At 70.7% G+C, this 15215-nt stretch carries 10 protein-coding genes, 4 tRNA genes, 1 other RNA gene and 1 pseudogene; 7 read left to right on the forward strand and 9 right to left on the reverse strand.

Annotation, left to right across the window (positions count from 1 at the left end; translation table 11 throughout):
- Positions 1-48: 48 nt before the first annotated feature.
- Genes OG392_RS19285 through OG392_RS19295 form a run of 3 tightly spaced genes read right to left on the reverse strand, consistent with a single transcriptional unit; the run spans position 49 to position 3440 of the window.
- A complete protein-coding gene (locus tag OG392_RS19285) occupies positions 49-2301 on the reverse strand; it encodes an FtsX-like permease family protein (protein ID WP_329281039.1) in 2253 nt (750 codons plus the stop codon).
- On the reverse strand, positions 2298-2972 hold the full coding sequence (locus OG392_RS19290) for an ABC transporter ATP-binding protein (protein ID WP_329281042.1): 675 nt from the start codon (positions 2970-2972) through the stop codon (positions 2298-2300). Before OG392_RS19290 ends, OG392_RS19285 begins: the two co-directional genes overlap by 4 nt.
- 57 nt (positions 2973-3029) lie before the next feature.
- A complete protein-coding gene (locus tag OG392_RS19295; protein WP_329281044.1) occupies positions 3030-3440 on the reverse strand; it encodes a hypothetical protein in 411 nt (136 codons plus the stop codon).
- Between the two features lie 224 nt (positions 3441-3664).
- Between OG392_RS19295 and OG392_RS19300 the strand changes: the two genes are divergently transcribed.
- Positions 3665-4237 carry a hypothetical protein gene (locus OG392_RS19300; RefSeq protein WP_329281046.1) on the forward strand — a complete coding sequence of 191 codons (573 nt, stop codon included), beginning with the start codon at positions 3665-3667 and terminating at the stop codon, positions 4235-4237.
- Positions 4238-4324: 87 nt separating this feature from the next.
- Here the strand turns inward: OG392_RS19300 and OG392_RS19305 are convergent.
- Positions 4325-4412 (reverse strand) — tRNA-Ser (locus OG392_RS19305).
- A gap of 275 nt (positions 4413-4687) precedes the next feature.
- On the opposite strand from OG392_RS19305, the gene ffs reads away from it, so the two are divergent.
- The 6 genes from ffs (at position 4688) to OG392_RS19335 (ending at position 13440) form a co-directional block, all read left to right on the forward strand.
- Positions 4688-4786: signal recognition particle sRNA small type (ffs, locus tag OG392_RS19310), an RNA gene on the forward strand.
- A gap of 197 nt (positions 4787-4983) precedes the next feature.
- Entirely contained in the window at positions 4984-7167 is a 2184-nt protein-coding gene (locus tag OG392_RS19315) for a DNA polymerase III subunit gamma and tau (protein WP_329281048.1), read from the forward strand.
- A gap of 61 nt (positions 7168-7228) precedes the next feature.
- The gene (gene purD / locus OG392_RS19320; RefSeq protein ID WP_329281050.1) at positions 7229-8479 is read left to right on the forward strand and encodes a phosphoribosylamine--glycine ligase; all 1251 of its coding nucleotides are present in this window, start codon (positions 7229-7231) and stop codon (positions 8477-8479) included.
- Between the two features lie 251 nt (positions 8480-8730).
- A complete protein-coding gene (locus tag OG392_RS19325) occupies positions 8731-10695 on the forward strand; it encodes a hypothetical protein (protein WP_329281052.1) in 1965 nt (654 codons plus the stop codon).
- A gap of 287 nt (positions 10696-10982) precedes the next feature.
- Positions 10983-12443 (forward strand): N,N-dimethylformamidase beta subunit family domain-containing protein, encoded by a 1461-nt coding sequence (locus tag OG392_RS19330; protein ID WP_329281054.1) that lies wholly within the window; start codon positions 10983-10985, stop codon positions 12441-12443.
- Positions 12444-12531: 88 nt separating this feature from the next.
- Positions 12532-13440, forward strand: a complete 909-nt coding sequence (locus tag OG392_RS19335) for a phosphoribosylaminoimidazolesuccinocarboxamide synthase (RefSeq protein ID WP_329281056.1) — start codon at positions 12532-12534, stop codon at positions 13438-13440.
- Between the two features lie 128 nt (positions 13441-13568).
- Here the strand turns inward: OG392_RS19335 and OG392_RS19340 are convergent.
- From OG392_RS19340 to OG392_RS19360, 5 genes and pseudogenes are all read right to left on the reverse strand, one after another.
- Positions 13569-13644: transfer RNA gene (locus tag OG392_RS19340), tRNA-Gly, on the reverse strand.
- 22 nt (positions 13645-13666) lie between these two features.
- Positions 13667-14161: pseudogene (locus tag OG392_RS19345) on the reverse strand (response regulator); the annotation flags it as partial.
- Positions 14162-14271: 110 nt separating this feature from the next.
- A tRNA-Gly gene (locus OG392_RS19350) sits at positions 14272-14347 on the reverse strand.
- An 81-nt stretch (positions 14348-14428) separates the two neighbouring features.
- Positions 14429-14500, reverse strand: a tRNA-Gly gene (locus OG392_RS19355).
- Positions 14501-14622: 122 nt separating this feature from the next.
- On the reverse strand, positions 14623-14964 hold the full coding sequence (locus OG392_RS19360; RefSeq protein ID WP_329281058.1) for a histone-like nucleoid-structuring protein Lsr2: 342 nt from the start codon (positions 14962-14964) through the stop codon (positions 14623-14625).
- Between the last annotated feature and the right edge of the window lie 251 nt (positions 14965-15215).

Below are 15215 nucleotides of genomic sequence, written 5' to 3' on the forward strand. Positions count from 1 at the left end.
CAACGGACAGGACCCCCACTCCACCGAAAACTCATCGGTGCCGCAAGATCAATCCCGCCGGATGTGCTCGGGGTCGATGTGCCGCCGCACCATGGGCACGGAGGCGAGCGCGGCGACGAGCAGCACACCGAGCGCGCAGGCGAACAGCAGGGGCAGCCCCTCCCAGTCCCAGTGCACGGCGCCACCCCCGGTGATCAGATAACTGGACTCGGCCAGCCACCCGGCAACGACGGCACCCCCCAGCCCCACCCCGAGCGGCAACAACACCTGCAGCACCTGCACCCCCCGCAACGTCCCGGCCCGAGCCCCCAGCAACGCCAACGCGGTCACCTGCCCCCGCCGCTCCAGGGCCCGATCGGCCACGGACACGACGAACGCGGCCACCCCGATGACCAACCCGAGCACCATCCCGACGACAAGCAGACTCCGAATGACGGTGAGCTGAGCGAGCGAGTCGATGACGATCCCGACGGGCTCGACGGCCGAGGTAGGCGCAACGGCCCCGATGCCGTCGAGAACGGCGCGGATGGTGGCGGGGTCGGAGTCGCTCACGAGGGTGAGGGTGCCGGAGGAATCGGCGAGGGGGGCTGGGAGGAGGGACGGGGGCACGATCAGGGCGCCCGAATCGAAGACGGAGACGTCCCAGGGAAGTACTTCGACCCTTTCGCGGGGCACGGTGAAAATGGCTTTTCGCCCGTCCTTCAATGCAAATGGGTAGCGCTCTCCAGCCTTCGGGTCGTACGCGAAGTTCGAACGCTGGTCGCGCAACTGCATGATCCTGCCGTCTACGCAGCCTGTGGCGTGCTGTGTAGATGCGGAGAGCTGAGCGCAGGTCGCAACCACGAGATTGGCATGGGGCACATCGCTGCCGTCCAGCGGATCCCAGGAGCTGTATGAGACCACCTGCGTCCGCACCCGTGGCACCTTTGTGAGCGCCATCCGTTGATTTGAATCCAGGCCGCTCAGATGGACGTTGTACTCCTGGAGAGGTGCAGTCCGCCGGCTGGCTTGACCCAGTTCGATGAGCACACCTTGCGTAAGCGAGGCACCGAACACCAGCAGAACAAGGCCGGTAACCACGCGCAGCGATGAACCTGGGTCTACCTCGGTACGCCGCATCGCCAGCGCCAACGGCAGCGATTTGGCCACCCCGGCCAGCCGTCGTGCGAGCCACGCGGTGATGGGCGCCAACCCAAAGACGAGCCCGGCGCCGGTCAGCAGGACAGCACCAGGCACCAGCAGAGAACTGGCCGACCCTCCGGACGGGTCGCGCCCCATGACGCTGAGCACGCAGTATCCGGAGATGACCCCTACCCCAGGGATCAGTAACAGCGCCCCGAACTTCTTCGGAGGCTTGGGCTCCCCCGCCCGTCTCACACTGATTGGCGAACGGGCCGCTCGCCTTGCACTGAACTGCCCTACGCTCCACGCGAGCGCGGGACATCCCACCAGACACACTGCCACGGTCGCCACCGAGGGGCGGCCGTCCTCGGGATACCAGTGCAGCCCCGGCAACCCGAGCCGAGCTGCAATCTCGTTGACACCGAGATACGCGACGATGCCGATTACTGCCCCAACCAGAGCTGCGGCGACGCTCTCCCCGGCATTGACCCGCAAAGTGTCTTTCACGCTGAGCCCGACAAGGCGAAGGGCAGCGAGCCGTCGGGCCCGCGACTCTCCGGAGAGTCGTGCACAGACGGAGAGGAAAATAACGAGTGGGAGCAGCACGATGCACCCTAGGGTGAATCGAAGGATGTCGAGGGTCGATGGCTCGACAATCTGCCGCCACGACCGCCCAGCGCCAAAGCTGCCCAGTTCCTCTGCTTCGGTCAGCTTGGCGGGAATGGTGCCGATGTACGCGTAGAGATCCTCAGAGTCCCCTAGCCCCTCTGGGGCGATGGTGCCGGTTACGCGTCCCGGAACAAGACCTGCCGTCCTTGGATTGGTGGAAAGAATCTCACCGAGTTTCGGAGAGACGATGGCCTCGCCAGCGACGGGCAGCTTCTCGATGCCCGGGGGCAGGGGGCTGGGCCCGGAGCCTGTACGCGCGACGAAGACCCGGTGAAGTGGCTGTGACCCATACGGATCCCGGAACTCTTGGTACAGAGTGTTACTCGTCCCCGGGTTCGGTTCACGAGCGGCCGTGCGTGCGTCATGTGCGGCAAGGATCGAGGGAATGGTGAGCACTGCAGCCAGGCAGGCCACTCCGAGCGCTGAGCCCAGCGCCATCAGGAGGAAGCGCACCCGCCCCCGGCGGCCGCTTCCCCATAACAGTCGCAATCCGAGGGCGAACGCGTTCACACCGTCACCCGTTGGGCCAGAACGCCATCCGACATCGTGTACTGCGTATCGGCCCGCGCGGCGACATCGGAATCGTGCGTGACGATGACCACTGCTGTCCTCTGTCTGCGTGCTAGCTGGAGAAACTCCTCCAATACGGCAGCCGCGTTGGCGCTGTCGAGTGCCCCGGTTGGCTCGTCAGCGAACACCACGTCAGGCCGGTGGACCAGAGCGCGTGCGACCGCGACACGCTGACTCTGGCCCCCGGACAACTTCGAGGTCCTGCGCCGCAGCAGATCGCCCATCCCGAGCCGCCCCAGCACCTGTGCGGCCACAGCATGCGCATGAACCTTGCTGATGCCGGCGAGACGAAGGGGAAGGGCTGCGTTTTCCTCGACGGTCAGTTCAGGCAGAAGCTCCCCGTACTGGAAGACGAACCCGAGGCGGGTGCGACGCAGGGCGCTCAACTCGCCGTCAGGGAGGCTCGATAGCTGGATCCCGTCGAAGGTCACGGTGCCATTCGTCGGTGGCAGGACCCCTGCGAGGCAATACAGCAGCGAGGACTTCCCCGAGCCGCTGCTGCCCATGATGGCGGCCACCTCGCCGCGCTTGAGCACTAAATCCGCGTTGCTGACGGCCTGCTCAGTGCCGTAGAAGAGATCCACGCCGTCGGCGCGGAGGATGACGTCCATGCTGGTGTGCTCCCTGGGCGTGGGGAGCCGCTCGTAGGCGGCTCCCGAAACCGTTGACTACCTGCGCGAGAACAGCCGCTCCGGCGAGCAGTAGTCAGGGCGTAGCGAGCCGCGGTCGATGCAGGCGTGCAACCGCACCTTCTTGGTCTTCAGAACGGCTCCGTCGTAGAAGACCTTGTCGACCTTGATGCTCTTCTTCTGGACACCCTTGAGATCGCCCCAGGCGTAGCCCTCGACCTTGGTACGGAGGTAGACGTTGTGGCCGTCGTTACCGTTTTCGTCCCGCAGCTGACCCTTCAAGTGAAGTCCGCTGGGTACCTTGTTCGTCGGCTGCCACTGGTACTTGCCTTCAAACGCAACTCCAGGCGTCTCCATGACCAACTCGTGCCAAGACGAGTCCGCGACCGCCACCCCCATCCCCCCAAAGAACAGCCCCGCGGCCACCACCGCCGTAGCGAACTTCCTCATCGATAACCCCTGCTTGGTCGTGCCGACTGGTCATCACAGAAAGTATCGGCATCACTACACACCGGTAGCCGCAGTAACGTCCCTCCCTCTCATCACCCCCCGATCCGGTGAATGAGCCCGCCGCGCGGGACCGGGTAACCCTCTGGCCGGTGCCTCCACCCCGTAGGAGTGATCACCGGTGCGCCTCCGTGAAGGCGTGCCTCGGCAGCCCCAAAGATGCGCGCATGCGCCTATCTCCCTCCCCCTCCCCCTCCGCGCTCCGTCGCGCCCTCCTCCCCTTCGTCGCCGCCGTCGCCCTTCTCGGAACCGCGGGTTCCGCCGGTGCGGGTGCCGTCGAGGCGTGTGGGTCGGTCATCACGTCCCCGCTCGCCCGGCCCGTGTCCGCCGACGACCCCTGTCCCAGCACCGACCCCGTCGTCTGCCGGATTCGCGTGCTGCCGATGGACCAGAAGGTCGAGGCCCAGCGGACCCGGATGCGGTACCACGGGCTCCTCGAGGACATGCACCGCACGGAAGCCGCCATGCGTGAGGCGGGTGCCACGGACGAGGAGATCGCCCGGGAGCTGGTCGACATGCGGAACCAGGCCAAGGAGATCACCCGCGCCGGCATGACTCCGGAGGAGGTCCGGATCCTCGAGCAGCGGAACATCGCCAAGTACGGCAACCCGCTCGGCCCGACCGCGGACCAGCTCTACGCCAAGTACGGCTCCTGGCAGCAGGTGATCGACGCGTCGATGCGCACGAGCTACGCCGTCGACCGCGAACTCAGCCTCGAGTACCGCCCCTGCCCCGTGTAGGCATCGGAACGCCGGTGGCCCCGGACAACGCCGAAGGGCCCCACCGCGAACGGTGGGGCCCTTCAACGAATTGCCCGGTGAGAGCAATGGCGGAGGATACGAGATTCGAACTCGTGAGGGGTTGCCCCCAACACGCTTTCCAAGCGTGCGCCCTAGGCCTCTAGGCGAATCCTCCGCGGCGAACATTACATGACCGAAGAGGGTGCTCGCGAACTCGATCCTGGTGGGGAGTGGTGAGGGGGTGAGGAGGGGGTCGGAGGTGTGTCCGGTGGTCCCGCCGGCGACGTCTTCACGGACGTCTGCACGGACGTCTTCACGGACGTCCTCGCGGACGTGTCCGCCGGCCGTCCCGGGGGGTTCCCTCAGAGGTTCCGTGAGGGGACCCGGCGGGGGGCCCAGGCGGAGTCAGGGGTGTGGGGCTTCCGGGTGTTCGGCATCGGGTACTCTGGGCGAAGCCCCTCACGCGGTGCTATCTGACTGAACTCCCCCAGGGCCGGAAGGCAGCAAGGGTAGGTCGGCTCTGGCAGGTGCGTGGGGGGCGCTTGCGTTCTCTCCCCGTACGACGTGGACCCCGGCGCCTGACGGGCCTGACCCGCGTCGGGCCCGGGTCGGCTGCCTCGGCCGTAGCCGTACCCGTAGCTGTACCCGTACCCGTACCCGTCCCCGTACCCCTGGACCGCCGCCCCCGCCCGTCGCCGACGACGGTTTTTCCCGGGTTGTCGGTGGGCGCCTATAACCTCGTACATGTGTCGTCTCTCGCGCTCTACCGCCGCTATCGCCCCGAGTCCTTCGCCGAGGTCATTGGGCAGGAGCATGTCACCGACCCGTTGCAGCAGGCCCTGCGGAACAACCGGGTCAATCACGCGTACCTGTTCAGCGGGCCCCGCGGCTGTGGCAAGACGACCAGTGCGCGCATTCTCGCGCGGTGTCTGAACTGTGAGCAGGGGCCCACGCCCACGCCCTGCGGGGAGTGCCAGTCCTGCCGTGACCTCGCGCGGAACGGGCCGGGGTCGATCGACGTCATCGAGATCGACGCCGCTTCCCACGGTGGTGTGGACGACGCCCGTGACCTGCGCGAGAAGGCCTTCTTCGGCCCCGCGTCGAGCCGGTACAAGATCTACATCATCGACGAGGCCCACATGGTCACCCCGGCGGGCTTCAACGCCCTGCTGAAGGTGGTCGAGGAGCCGCCGGAGCACCTCAAGTTCATCTTCGCCACGACCGAGCCCGAGAAGGTGATCGGGACCATCCGGTCCCGGACCCACCACTACCCCTTCCGTCTCGTCCCGCCCGGCACCCTGCGGGAGTACCTGCGCGACGTCTGCGGGCGTGAGGGCATTCCCGTCGAGGACGGCGTGCTGCCGCTCGTCGTGCGCGCCGGCGCCGGTTCCGTGCGTGACTCGATGTCCGTCATGGACCAGCTCCTCGCCGGAGCCGCCGCCGACGGTGTGACGTACGCGATGGCCACCTCACTGCTGGGCTACACGGACGGCACGCTGCTCGACGCGGTCGTGGAGGCCTTCGCCGCAGGTGACGGCGCCGCCGCGTTCGAGGTCGTCGACACGGTCATCGAGGGCGGCAACGACCCGCGCCGCTTCGTCGCCGACCTCCTGGAGCGGCTGCGCGACCTGGTGATCCTTGCCGCCGTGCCCGACGCCGCCGAGAAGGGGCTCATCGACGCCCCGGCCGATGTGATCGAGCGCATGCAGGCGCAGGCGTCCGTGTTCGGGGCCGCCGAGCTCAGCAGGGCAGCCGACCTGGTCAACACCGGTCTGACCGAGATGCGGGGCGCCACCTCGCCCCGGCTCCAGCTGGAGCTCATCTGCGCGCGCGTGCTGCTGCCCGCCGCCTTCGACGACGAGCGTTCCGTGCAGGCACGCCTCGACCGGCTGGAGCGTGGTGCGGCCGGCGGGCCCGCGCCCGTCTTCACGCCCGGAGGGCCTGGAGCGCCTGGAGCGCTCGGCGCGCCCGCGCCCGCCATGGGGTACGTCCCCGGGCCCGACGCCCACACGCCGATGGCCCCGCCCCCGCTCGCCCCCGCCCCGGCTCCCGCGCCCATGCCCGTACAGGCACCGCCGCAGGCCGCACCCGCACACGCGCCCGCCCCGGCACCCGCACCCGAGCCCGTCCAGGCGCAGCCCTCCGCCCCCCGCCCCGGTGCCTGGCCCGGTGCGGCCACCCCGGGTGGCGGTGCTCCCGGCGCCTGGCCCGGTGCGTCCACGCCCGCCGCCCCGGCCCCGGCCGCCCCCGTGCACGCACAGCCCGCTCCGCAGGCCTCCGCGCCCGCTCCCGCCGCCTCGGGCGGCGGCGGTGACACCGCCCAGGTGCGCAACCTCTGGCCGCAGATCCTCGACGCCGTGAAGAACCGGCGCCGCTTCACCTGGATCCTGCTCAGCCAGAACGCGCAGGTCGCGGGCTTCGACGGCACGACCCTCCAGCTGGGCTTCCTCAACGCCGGAGCCCGTGACAACTTCGCGAGCAGCGGCAGCGAGGAGGTGCTGAAGCAGGCCCTCGCCGAGCAGTTCAACGTGAACTGGAAGATCGAGGCGATCATCGACCCCTCGGGCGGGGCCTCGCCGCCGCCCGCCGCGACCGGCTTCGGCGGATCGGGCGGTACCGGGGGCTTCGGCCGCCCGCAGGCCTCCGCCCCCGCTCCCGCGCCGTCCTTCCAGCAGGCCCCGCCTTCCGCCCCCGTACAGCCGCAGGCGTCGTCCGCGCCCGCGTCCGGCCCGCCGTCCTCGTCGTTCCAGCAGGCGCCCCCGTCCGCCCCCGCGCCCGCGTACACACCGCCCGCGCCGCAGCCCGTGGCGCCGGAGGACGACGTGCCGGAGGAGGACGATCCGGACCTCGTCGACTCCGCCCTCTCCGGGCACGACCTGATCGTGCGCGAGCTCGGAGCCACGGTTGTGGAGGAATACACGAACGAGTAGGGGCGTCTCGTTCAGTGGCCCGCACAAGGGGCATCCCGGTCGTCGGGCTACCCTGACTGGCGTGAAGGTCCTCGTCATCGGCGGCGGCGCCCGCGAACACGCCCTGTGCCGCTCTCTCTCCCTCGATCCCGACGTCACCGCTCTGCACTGCGCGCCCGGCAACGCCGGAATCGCGGAGGTCGCCGAGCTGCACCCCGTCGACCAGCTGGACGGCGAGGCCGTCGCGCGCCTCGCCACCGAACTCGGCGCCGGCCTGGTCGTCGTCGGCCCGGAGGCTCCGCTCGTCGCCGGTGTCGCCGACGCCGTCCGCGCGGCCGGCATCCCCGCCTTCGGCCCGTCGCGCGCAGCGGCGGAGCTGGAGGGCTCCAAGGCGTTCGCCAAGGACGTCATGGCCGGCGCCGGGGTGCCCACCGCCCGCAGCTACGTCTGCACGACCCCCGAGGAGATCGACGAGGCGCTCGACGCCTTCGGCGCTCCGTACGTGGTGAAGGACGACGGCCTCGCCGCCGGCAAGGGCGTCGTCGTCACCGACGACCTCGCGCAGGCACGGGCCCACGCGCTCGCGTGCGACCGGGTGGTCATCGAGGAGTTCCTCGACGGCCCCGAGGTCTCCCTCTTCGCCATCACCGACGGCACCACCGTCCTCCCGCTCCAGCCCGCGCAGGACTTCAAGCGCGCGCTCGACGACGACGAGGGCCCGAACACCGGCGGCATGGGCGCCTACTCGCCGCTGCCCTGGGCCGACCCGAAGCTGGTCGAGGAGGTCCTCGCGACCGTCCTCCAGCCGACGGTCGACGAGCTGCGCCGCCGGGGCACGCCGTTCTCCGGCCTGCTGTACGCGGGTCTGGCGATCACCGGCCGCGGCGTACGGGTCATCGAGTTCAACGCCCGCTTCGGAGACCCCGAGACCCAGGTCGTCCTGGCCCGGCTGCGGACCCCGCTGGCCGGCGTCCTGCTGAACTCCGCCAACGGCACCCTGGACGACCAGGCCCCGCTGACCTGGAGCGACGAGGCCGCGGTCACCGTGGTCATCGCCTCGCACAACTACCCGGAGACCCCGCGTACGGGCGACCCGATCGAGGGCCTCGACGAGGTCGCCGAGAAGGACGCCCCGCTCGCGTACGTGCTGCACGCCGGGACGAAGCGGGACGGCGACGCCGTCGTCAGCGCGGGCGGCCGCGTCCTTTCGGTCACCGCGACCGGAACGGACCTGGCGCAGGCCCGCGAGCGTGCCTACGCGGCGGTCAGCCGTATCCGTCTTGACGGCTCCCAGCACCGTACGGACATCGCACGGAAGGCCGCCGAGGCCTGACGGCACCGCCGATTTCTCGCGCGGCCGTGCGGTGGATCGTACGGCCGCGCGAAATCCATCACCTTTGCCCAAAGCCATACCTTCGAGTGACGGCTGGGCCATCCGGATGACGTCCGCCGAAGCCCCAACTAGGGTGCGGCGAAGGCATTCCGGCACTTGGCCCACCGGCATTGCGATGTCGGTGGCGGGTGCCACAGTGGGGGAGTGAGCAACACCGCCACAGGCAGTCCCGACGTGGGCAGGAGGGGGTGATGTACGGCGTGTCCGGTACCGGTTCCGTTGTCGGCGAGGAGTGGGGAGCGCGCGCCGCGCGCTCCCGGGCCCTCGCCGTCCTCCGGGTCCGCGGCAGGGCGCTGGGCCTCGCGGTCCTGCCCGCCGCCGTGGCCGTCGTCCTCTACGCGGGCGGGGTCACCGGCCACTTCACCGGCTCCGGCTGGGACGCGGCCCGCTGGGTGGTGACCGTCCTCGCGATCCTCGTCCTGCTCGCCGCCACCGCCGTCGCCCTCGTCGTCACCCGGGCCCGTCCCGCCGCCACGCCGACCGTGGAGCTCGCCGAGACCGCCGCCCCCGACCTCTACCGGCTCGTCCGGGACCTGGCCGACCGGCTCGACGTCCCGGCGCCCGCCGCGATAGCCCTGACCCCGGACTGCGACAGCTGGCTGGAGGACCGCACCCACCGGGCCCACCGCGCGCTGCGCACACCGGGTGCCGAGGGGGAGGGCGAAGGCGCCCCCGTCCTCGTCATAGGCTCGCCCTTCCTGTGGTGGATGCGCGTCGGCGAGCTGCGGGCGGTCCTCGCCCCGGTCGTCGCCGGCACGGGCCCCGCCGCCCACCCCGACATAGCGGCGGCCCGCCGCTTCGTCCGCGGTCTGGACGCCGCCGTGGCGGTGCCCGGGACCCCCGGCCTCGACCCGGTCCGCCGCCTCGGCGCCCACGGCGTCGGTCACGTCGCCCGCGTCCTCCTCCGCGCCTGCCGCGGGCACGCCGCCGAGATGGAGCGCGGGGTCGCCGCCGCCGGCTCGGAGCGCGCCCAGGCCGTGGACTACGGCGTACGGATCGTCGCCCAGGAGCAGGTCGGCCTGGCGTACGCGGGCTGGGACCGGCTCCTGACCCGTGTCGCACTGCCCGCCTGGCGAATGGGCCGCTGGCCCGCCAAGCTCGACGCCGGCGTCGTCTCCGCCCTCACCGAGCTCTCCCGCCGCGACCGGCTCGCCGACGGCTTCTCCTCCCGGCTCGGCGAGCGCCCCGCCTGCGACCTCCTGGAAGAGCCGGGCGCGGTCGACGAGGCCACCTCGCTGCTCGCCGCCCGCCTCTTCCACGGCGGCCCGGCCGAGCCCGGGCCCGACTGGTCCCCGGTGGAGTGGAGCCAGTACCCGGAAGAGGTCGTCGACCGGAAGTGGCGCACCGACGCGGCCCGGCTGCACCAGGTCCTCGACGGCCTCGGCCTGGCGGATTCCGCGGCCGGGGGCGGGAGCGGTGAGGGCGCCGCCGACGGCCCGACCCTGACCCGGGTGATCGCCCACCTCTCCACGGAGCCGACGAAGCCCGCCGATGCCGATGCCGATGACGGTGCCGAAAAAAACGACGCCGCACAGGAGCGCGCGTTCCCGGCGGACGACGCCCACCTCACCGAAGCCCCCGTCAGCGGCACACGCACCGACACCGGCACAGGCACCGACATCGCCACTGATGCCGACGCCGACGCCGACATCGACGACAACGCCCACATCGGCATCGACATCGACGACGAAGAAGTCGTCAACCCCGCCGCCGAGGCCCTCGCCGGTGCGCTCAGCGCGCTTCTCGCGCGGGAGGAGGCCGCTCGGGAGGCGCGGGTGGCCGCGACCGTCCTGACCGCCGAGGCGGCGGCCCGCAGCGCCGAGAAGGACGACCTGCACTCCGGCGCCACACCGCCCCCGGTGGTCAGCGGCCCGGACGGCCCGCTGCCGCTCTTCCCGCTCCAGCCGCCCCGCTCCGGCCGCGACCTGCTCGCCGACCATGTCACCGCGATGGTCTGCTGCGCTGCCGTGGACACCGCCGAGGCGACCCCCGGCCTCGACTGGCTCGACGGTCCCGCCCTCCTCGTCGGCGGCGAGCGGGCCGTGGACCTCGGCCCCCGCGTCCTCGCGCTCGTCGAGGACGGCGACCCGGAGCCGTTGCGGGTCTGGCTGGCCCGCACGGGGGTGCGCCCCGAGAAGCCCGTACGCCTGGTCTGAGGAGCCCTCCGGACGGCCTCTGACGGCCCCCGCGGGCCTCCTCCGGACGGCCTCCGGAGGAGCCCAGCAGGCCGTCCGGACGGGCCCCGGAGATCACTTGTTTCGGAGCCCCGGCTTCCACTCTCGTCAATTCACGACGAACGGTGACGGAGTGCGTGCGTTATGTGATGTGCTGGAGACCGGCACTGACAGAGGCACGGACCAAGGGCCTGCACCAGGGGCAGGAGCCGATACGAGCACACAGGCACTGACCAGCCGACCCGGGGGAGTCGAGGGAGGGGCGCAGCATGGGGGCGGACCAGATCAGACGGTGGGAGTCGGGTGCGCTCGCGCACGCCGTCACCGATCCCTTCGGCCAGGGCCCGTTGCCCTGGCTGCGCGGTTCCGAGAACTACTTCGACGACACCGGGCAGATGGTCCCCTGGTACGCGGACGAGATCCTGGCCCGGGGCGGCAGCGGCGGCCCGCGCACGGCCGACGACGTCCGGCGTCAGATCAAGGGTTTCGCCTCCGACGGGGCCGTGGCGCCGGGCGAGTCGATCGACTTCCACATCACGGTCGACCCGCCGCAGCAGTTCTCGGTCGACATCTACCGGATCGGTCACTACGGCGGCGACGGCGCCGCGAAGATCACCACGAGCCCCCGGCTCTCCGGGATCGTCCAGCCGGCCCCGCTGACCGCCGACCGCACGGTCTCCTGCCACCACTGGTGGCAGTCCTGGCGGCTGCAGGTCCCCGGCTACTGGTCGATCGGGGCGTACGTCGCCGTCCTCACCACCGCCGACGGCCACCGCTCGCACATCCCCTTCACGGTCCGGGACAACCACCCGGCGGATCTGCTCCTCGTCCTCCCGGACGTGACCTGGCAGGCGTACAACCTCTATCCGGAGGACGGCCACACCGGCGCCAGCCTCTACCACGCCTGGGACGAGGAGGGCCGGCTGCTCGGTGAGCAGGACGCGGCCGTCACGGTCTCCTTCGACCGCCCGTACGCGGGCGCGGGGCTGCCGCTCCACGTCGGTCACGCCTACGACTTCATCCGCTGGGCCGAGCGCTACGGGTACGACCTGGCGTACGCCGAGACCCGCGATCTGCACGCGGGCCGGGTCGACCCGAGCCGCTACCGGGGCCTGGTCTTCCCGGGGCACGACGAGTACTGGTCGGTGCCGATGCGCAAGACCGTCGAACTCGCCCGCGACCAGGGCACGTCACTGGTCTTCCTCTCCGCGAACACCATGTACTGGCAGGTGGAGCTGGGCCCTTCGCCGTCCGGGGTGCCGGACCGGCTCCTCACCTGCCGCAAGCGCAGGGGCCCCGGCCGGCCCGCGCTCTGGCGCGAGGTCGACCGGCCCGAGCAGCAGCTCCTCGGCATCCAGTACGCGGGCCGGGTGCCCGAACCGCACCCGCTGGTCGTACGGAACGCCGAGCACTGGCTCTGGGACGCCACCGGCGCCGGTGACGGCGACGAGCTCCCCGGTCTGGTCGCGGGCGAGGCCGACCGCTACTTCCCGCGTACGGCGCTGCCCGAGCACCAGGGCCGCATCCTGCTCGCCCACTCGCCCTACCGCGACGGCGAGGGGGCGCTCCGGCATCAGGAGACGAGCCTCTACCGGGCGCCCTCGGGCGCCTGGGTCTTCGCCTCCGGCACCTTCGCCTGGTCGCCGGCGCTCGACCGGCCGGGCCATGTCGACGCCCGGGTCCAGCGCGCCACCGCGAACCTCCTCGACCGGATCTGCAAGAGGGACTGAGCGGGGGGTCACAGGGCCAGGCGGCCGGGGCCACCCGGATGTGCGAGAGAATCGGACACGCTCCTGGATCAACCTACGCGGAGGAACCGTGTCCGGATTCGTAGAAAAGCCCGAGCCCGTCCAGGTCCCGGGCCTCACCCATCTCCACACGGGCAAGGTGCGTGACCTGTACCGGAACGAGGACGGGGACCTCGTGATGGTGGCGAGCGACCGCATGTCCGCGTTCGACTGGGTGCTGCCCACCGAGATCCCCGACAAGGGCCGGGTCCTCACCCAGCTCTCCCTGTGGTGGTTCGACCGGCTCTCCGACCTGGTCCCGCACCACGTGATCTCGACCGAGCTGCCGGCCGGCGCCCCCGCCGACTGGGCGGGCCGCACGACGGTCTGCACGTCGCTGAACATGGTCCCGGTCGAGTGCGTGGCCCGCGGCTACCTCACCGGCTCCGGCCTCCTCGAGTACAACGAGTCCCGCACCGTCTGCGGCCTCGCGCTCCCCGAGGGCCTCGGCGACGGCTCCGAGCTGCCCGCCCCGATCTTCACCCCGGCCACCAAGGCCGCGGTCGGAGACCACGACGAGAACGTGTCGTACGAGGAGGTCGCCCGCCAGGTCGGCGCCGAGACGGCCGCCCTGCTGCGCCGGACGACCCTCGACGTGTACGGGCGGGCCCGGGACATCGCCCGTGAGCGCGGGATCATCCTCGCGGACACCAAGTTCGAGTTCGGCTTCGACGGGGAGACCCTCGTCCTCGGTGACGAGGTCCTCACCCCGGACTCCTCGCGCTTCTGGCCGGCCGACCAGTGGGAGCCGGGCCGTGCCCAGCCCTCGTACGACAAGCAGTTCGTCCGGAACTGGCTGACCTCCCCGGCCTCCGGCTGGGACCGCAAGAGCGAGCAGCCCCCGCCGCCGCTGCCGCAGGAGATCGTGGACGCCACGCGCGCCAAGTACCTGGAGGCGTACGAGCTGCTGACCGGCAAGGCCTGGTCCGACAGCTTCTGAGGTCCCCGGCGCCCGGCCCCCGGCCCCCGGCACTCGTGTCAGGGGCTGGGGTACGCCGCTCCGGCGCCTCCGGCGCGTACTTCGGGACACGAGAAAGCCCCCGGTCTATTCGACCGGGGGCTTCTTCATGGAGCGGACGACGAGATTCGAACTCGCGACCCTCACCTTGGCAAGGTGATGCTCTACCAACTGAGCCACGTCCGCATGCGCCGTAGCGCGGGGCTAACTATACCCAACCTTTCGCCTGGGTGAGACGCACCGCCGTATGACGCTTCTCGGCACCGAGCTTCGCGGCCGCCGAGGAGAGGTGGTTGCGCACGGTTCCGGGGGAGAGGGAGGCGCGCCGGGTGTTCTCCGCGCCGGGTGGCCCGTCGCGGAGAACTCGAGCACCTCGGCCTCGCGCGCGGTCGGCGGGGAGTCGCCGGCGGCGATGGCGTCGGTCCCCAACTCCGTGTCCACGTAACGGTTTCCGGCGTGCACGGCACGGATGATCTCGGCGAGCCGCCGGGCGCTGACGGTCTTCGGGGCGAGGCCGCGCACGCCGGTCGAGAGGGCTCGCTCGAGGTGCCCGGGACGGCCGTGGCCGGTCACGATCACGGTGCGGCAGTCGGGCAGTTCGTCCCGCGGGACTGTGGCGACCCTCACACCGTCCGTCCCCGGCATCTGCAGATCGAGCCGCGACATCGGGTCGATGGGCGCGCGCGATGGCGAGGGTCTCGGGTGCGCGCGGCTGATGCGGATACGACGAAGGCCCGTACACGAGGAGGCCCGTACGCGAGGAGGGCCGTACACGCCGAAGGCCCCGGTTCCAGAGAACCGGGGCCTTCGATCTGGAGCGGACGACGAGATTCGAACTCGCGACCCTCACCTTGGCAAGGTGATGCTCTACCAACTGAGCCACGTCCGCATTGCTGCCGCTCAGCTCTCACTGGGCGGTGCGAGCACCACTCTACCTGATGCACCGGAGTGCTTTGGTCTTGCGATGCAGAGCGGGTGACAGGAATTGCACACTGCGCCTTCCCCCTGGAAGGGGGATGTTCTACTACTGAACTACACCCGCACGCTGCGTGAGGTGGGGCTTTGCGGCCTCGCCCCTCGGCGTGTTCCAGACTTTAGCGGATCATGGGGGGTGCAATGCAAATCGGCTCGCCCCGCCGTGTCGGCGGGCGGGGGTCGTGGGCCTCAACTCGCGGCGCGGAAGGCCTCGTAGACCCGCTTCGGGATCCGGCCGCGGGCCGGCACCTCCATCTTGTTGGACTGCGCCCAGGCGCGGACCGCCGCCGGGTCGGGGGCGAGGGAGGTGCGGGTGTACGACTCCAGGGAGACGCTCCGGCCGGTCACGGCCTTCGCCGGCAGCTTGCGTCCGGCGGCGAGGTACGGGGCGAGCGCCTTGCGGAGTTTCTTTGCATTGGCAGCATTCAGGTCGATCTCGTACATCTTCCCGTCGAGGCCGAACGCGACCGTTTCAGCTGCTTCTCCGCCGTCCATGTCGTCGGAGATTGTGACCACCACACGCTGAGCCACGGATATCGGTCCTTTCCTGCGGCCGATGCCGCAGAGGAGGCGCTTGTGACGCCTCTGACGTGCGGCGATGCCGACCGTACGGCTGTGCCGCGACAATGCTGATTTCTTCTTGATTCCTTTGTACAGCGGTGGGTGTCGCATTGTGAAGCCCTGGCAATTGTTTCAGCGTGTCCCGGTGCAATGAGGTCCGCAATATTTCACTCGAATTTTGCGTGGGTGTGCTCGGGCGGGGGTGTGCGCTGTGATCCCTG

The organism is Streptomyces sp. NBC_00691, assembly GCF_036226665.1.
Lineage (GTDB): Bacteria > Actinomycetota > Actinomycetes > Streptomycetales > Streptomycetaceae > Streptomyces.

Excerpts from the sequence above, each read along its gene's own strand:
- OG392_RS19290 (WP_329281042.1), bottom strand. The coding sequence starts at position 2,972 with ATGGACGTCATCCTCCGCGCCGACGGCGTGGATCTCTTCTACGGCACT.
- OG392_RS19295 (WP_329281044.1), bottom strand. The coding sequence starts at position 3,440 with ATGAGGAAGTTCGCTACGGCGGTGGTGGCCGCGGGGCTGTTCTTTGGG.
- OG392_RS19300 (WP_329281046.1), top strand. The coding sequence starts at position 3,665 with ATGCGCCTATCTCCCTCCCCCTCCCCCTCCGCGCTCCGTCGCGCCCTC.
- OG392_RS19325 (WP_329281052.1), top strand. The coding sequence starts at position 8,731 with ATGTACGGCGTGTCCGGTACCGGTTCCGTTGTCGGCGAGGAGTGGGGA.
- OG392_RS19330 (WP_329281054.1), top strand. The coding sequence starts at position 10,983 with ATGGGGGCGGACCAGATCAGACGGTGGGAGTCGGGTGCGCTCGCGCAC.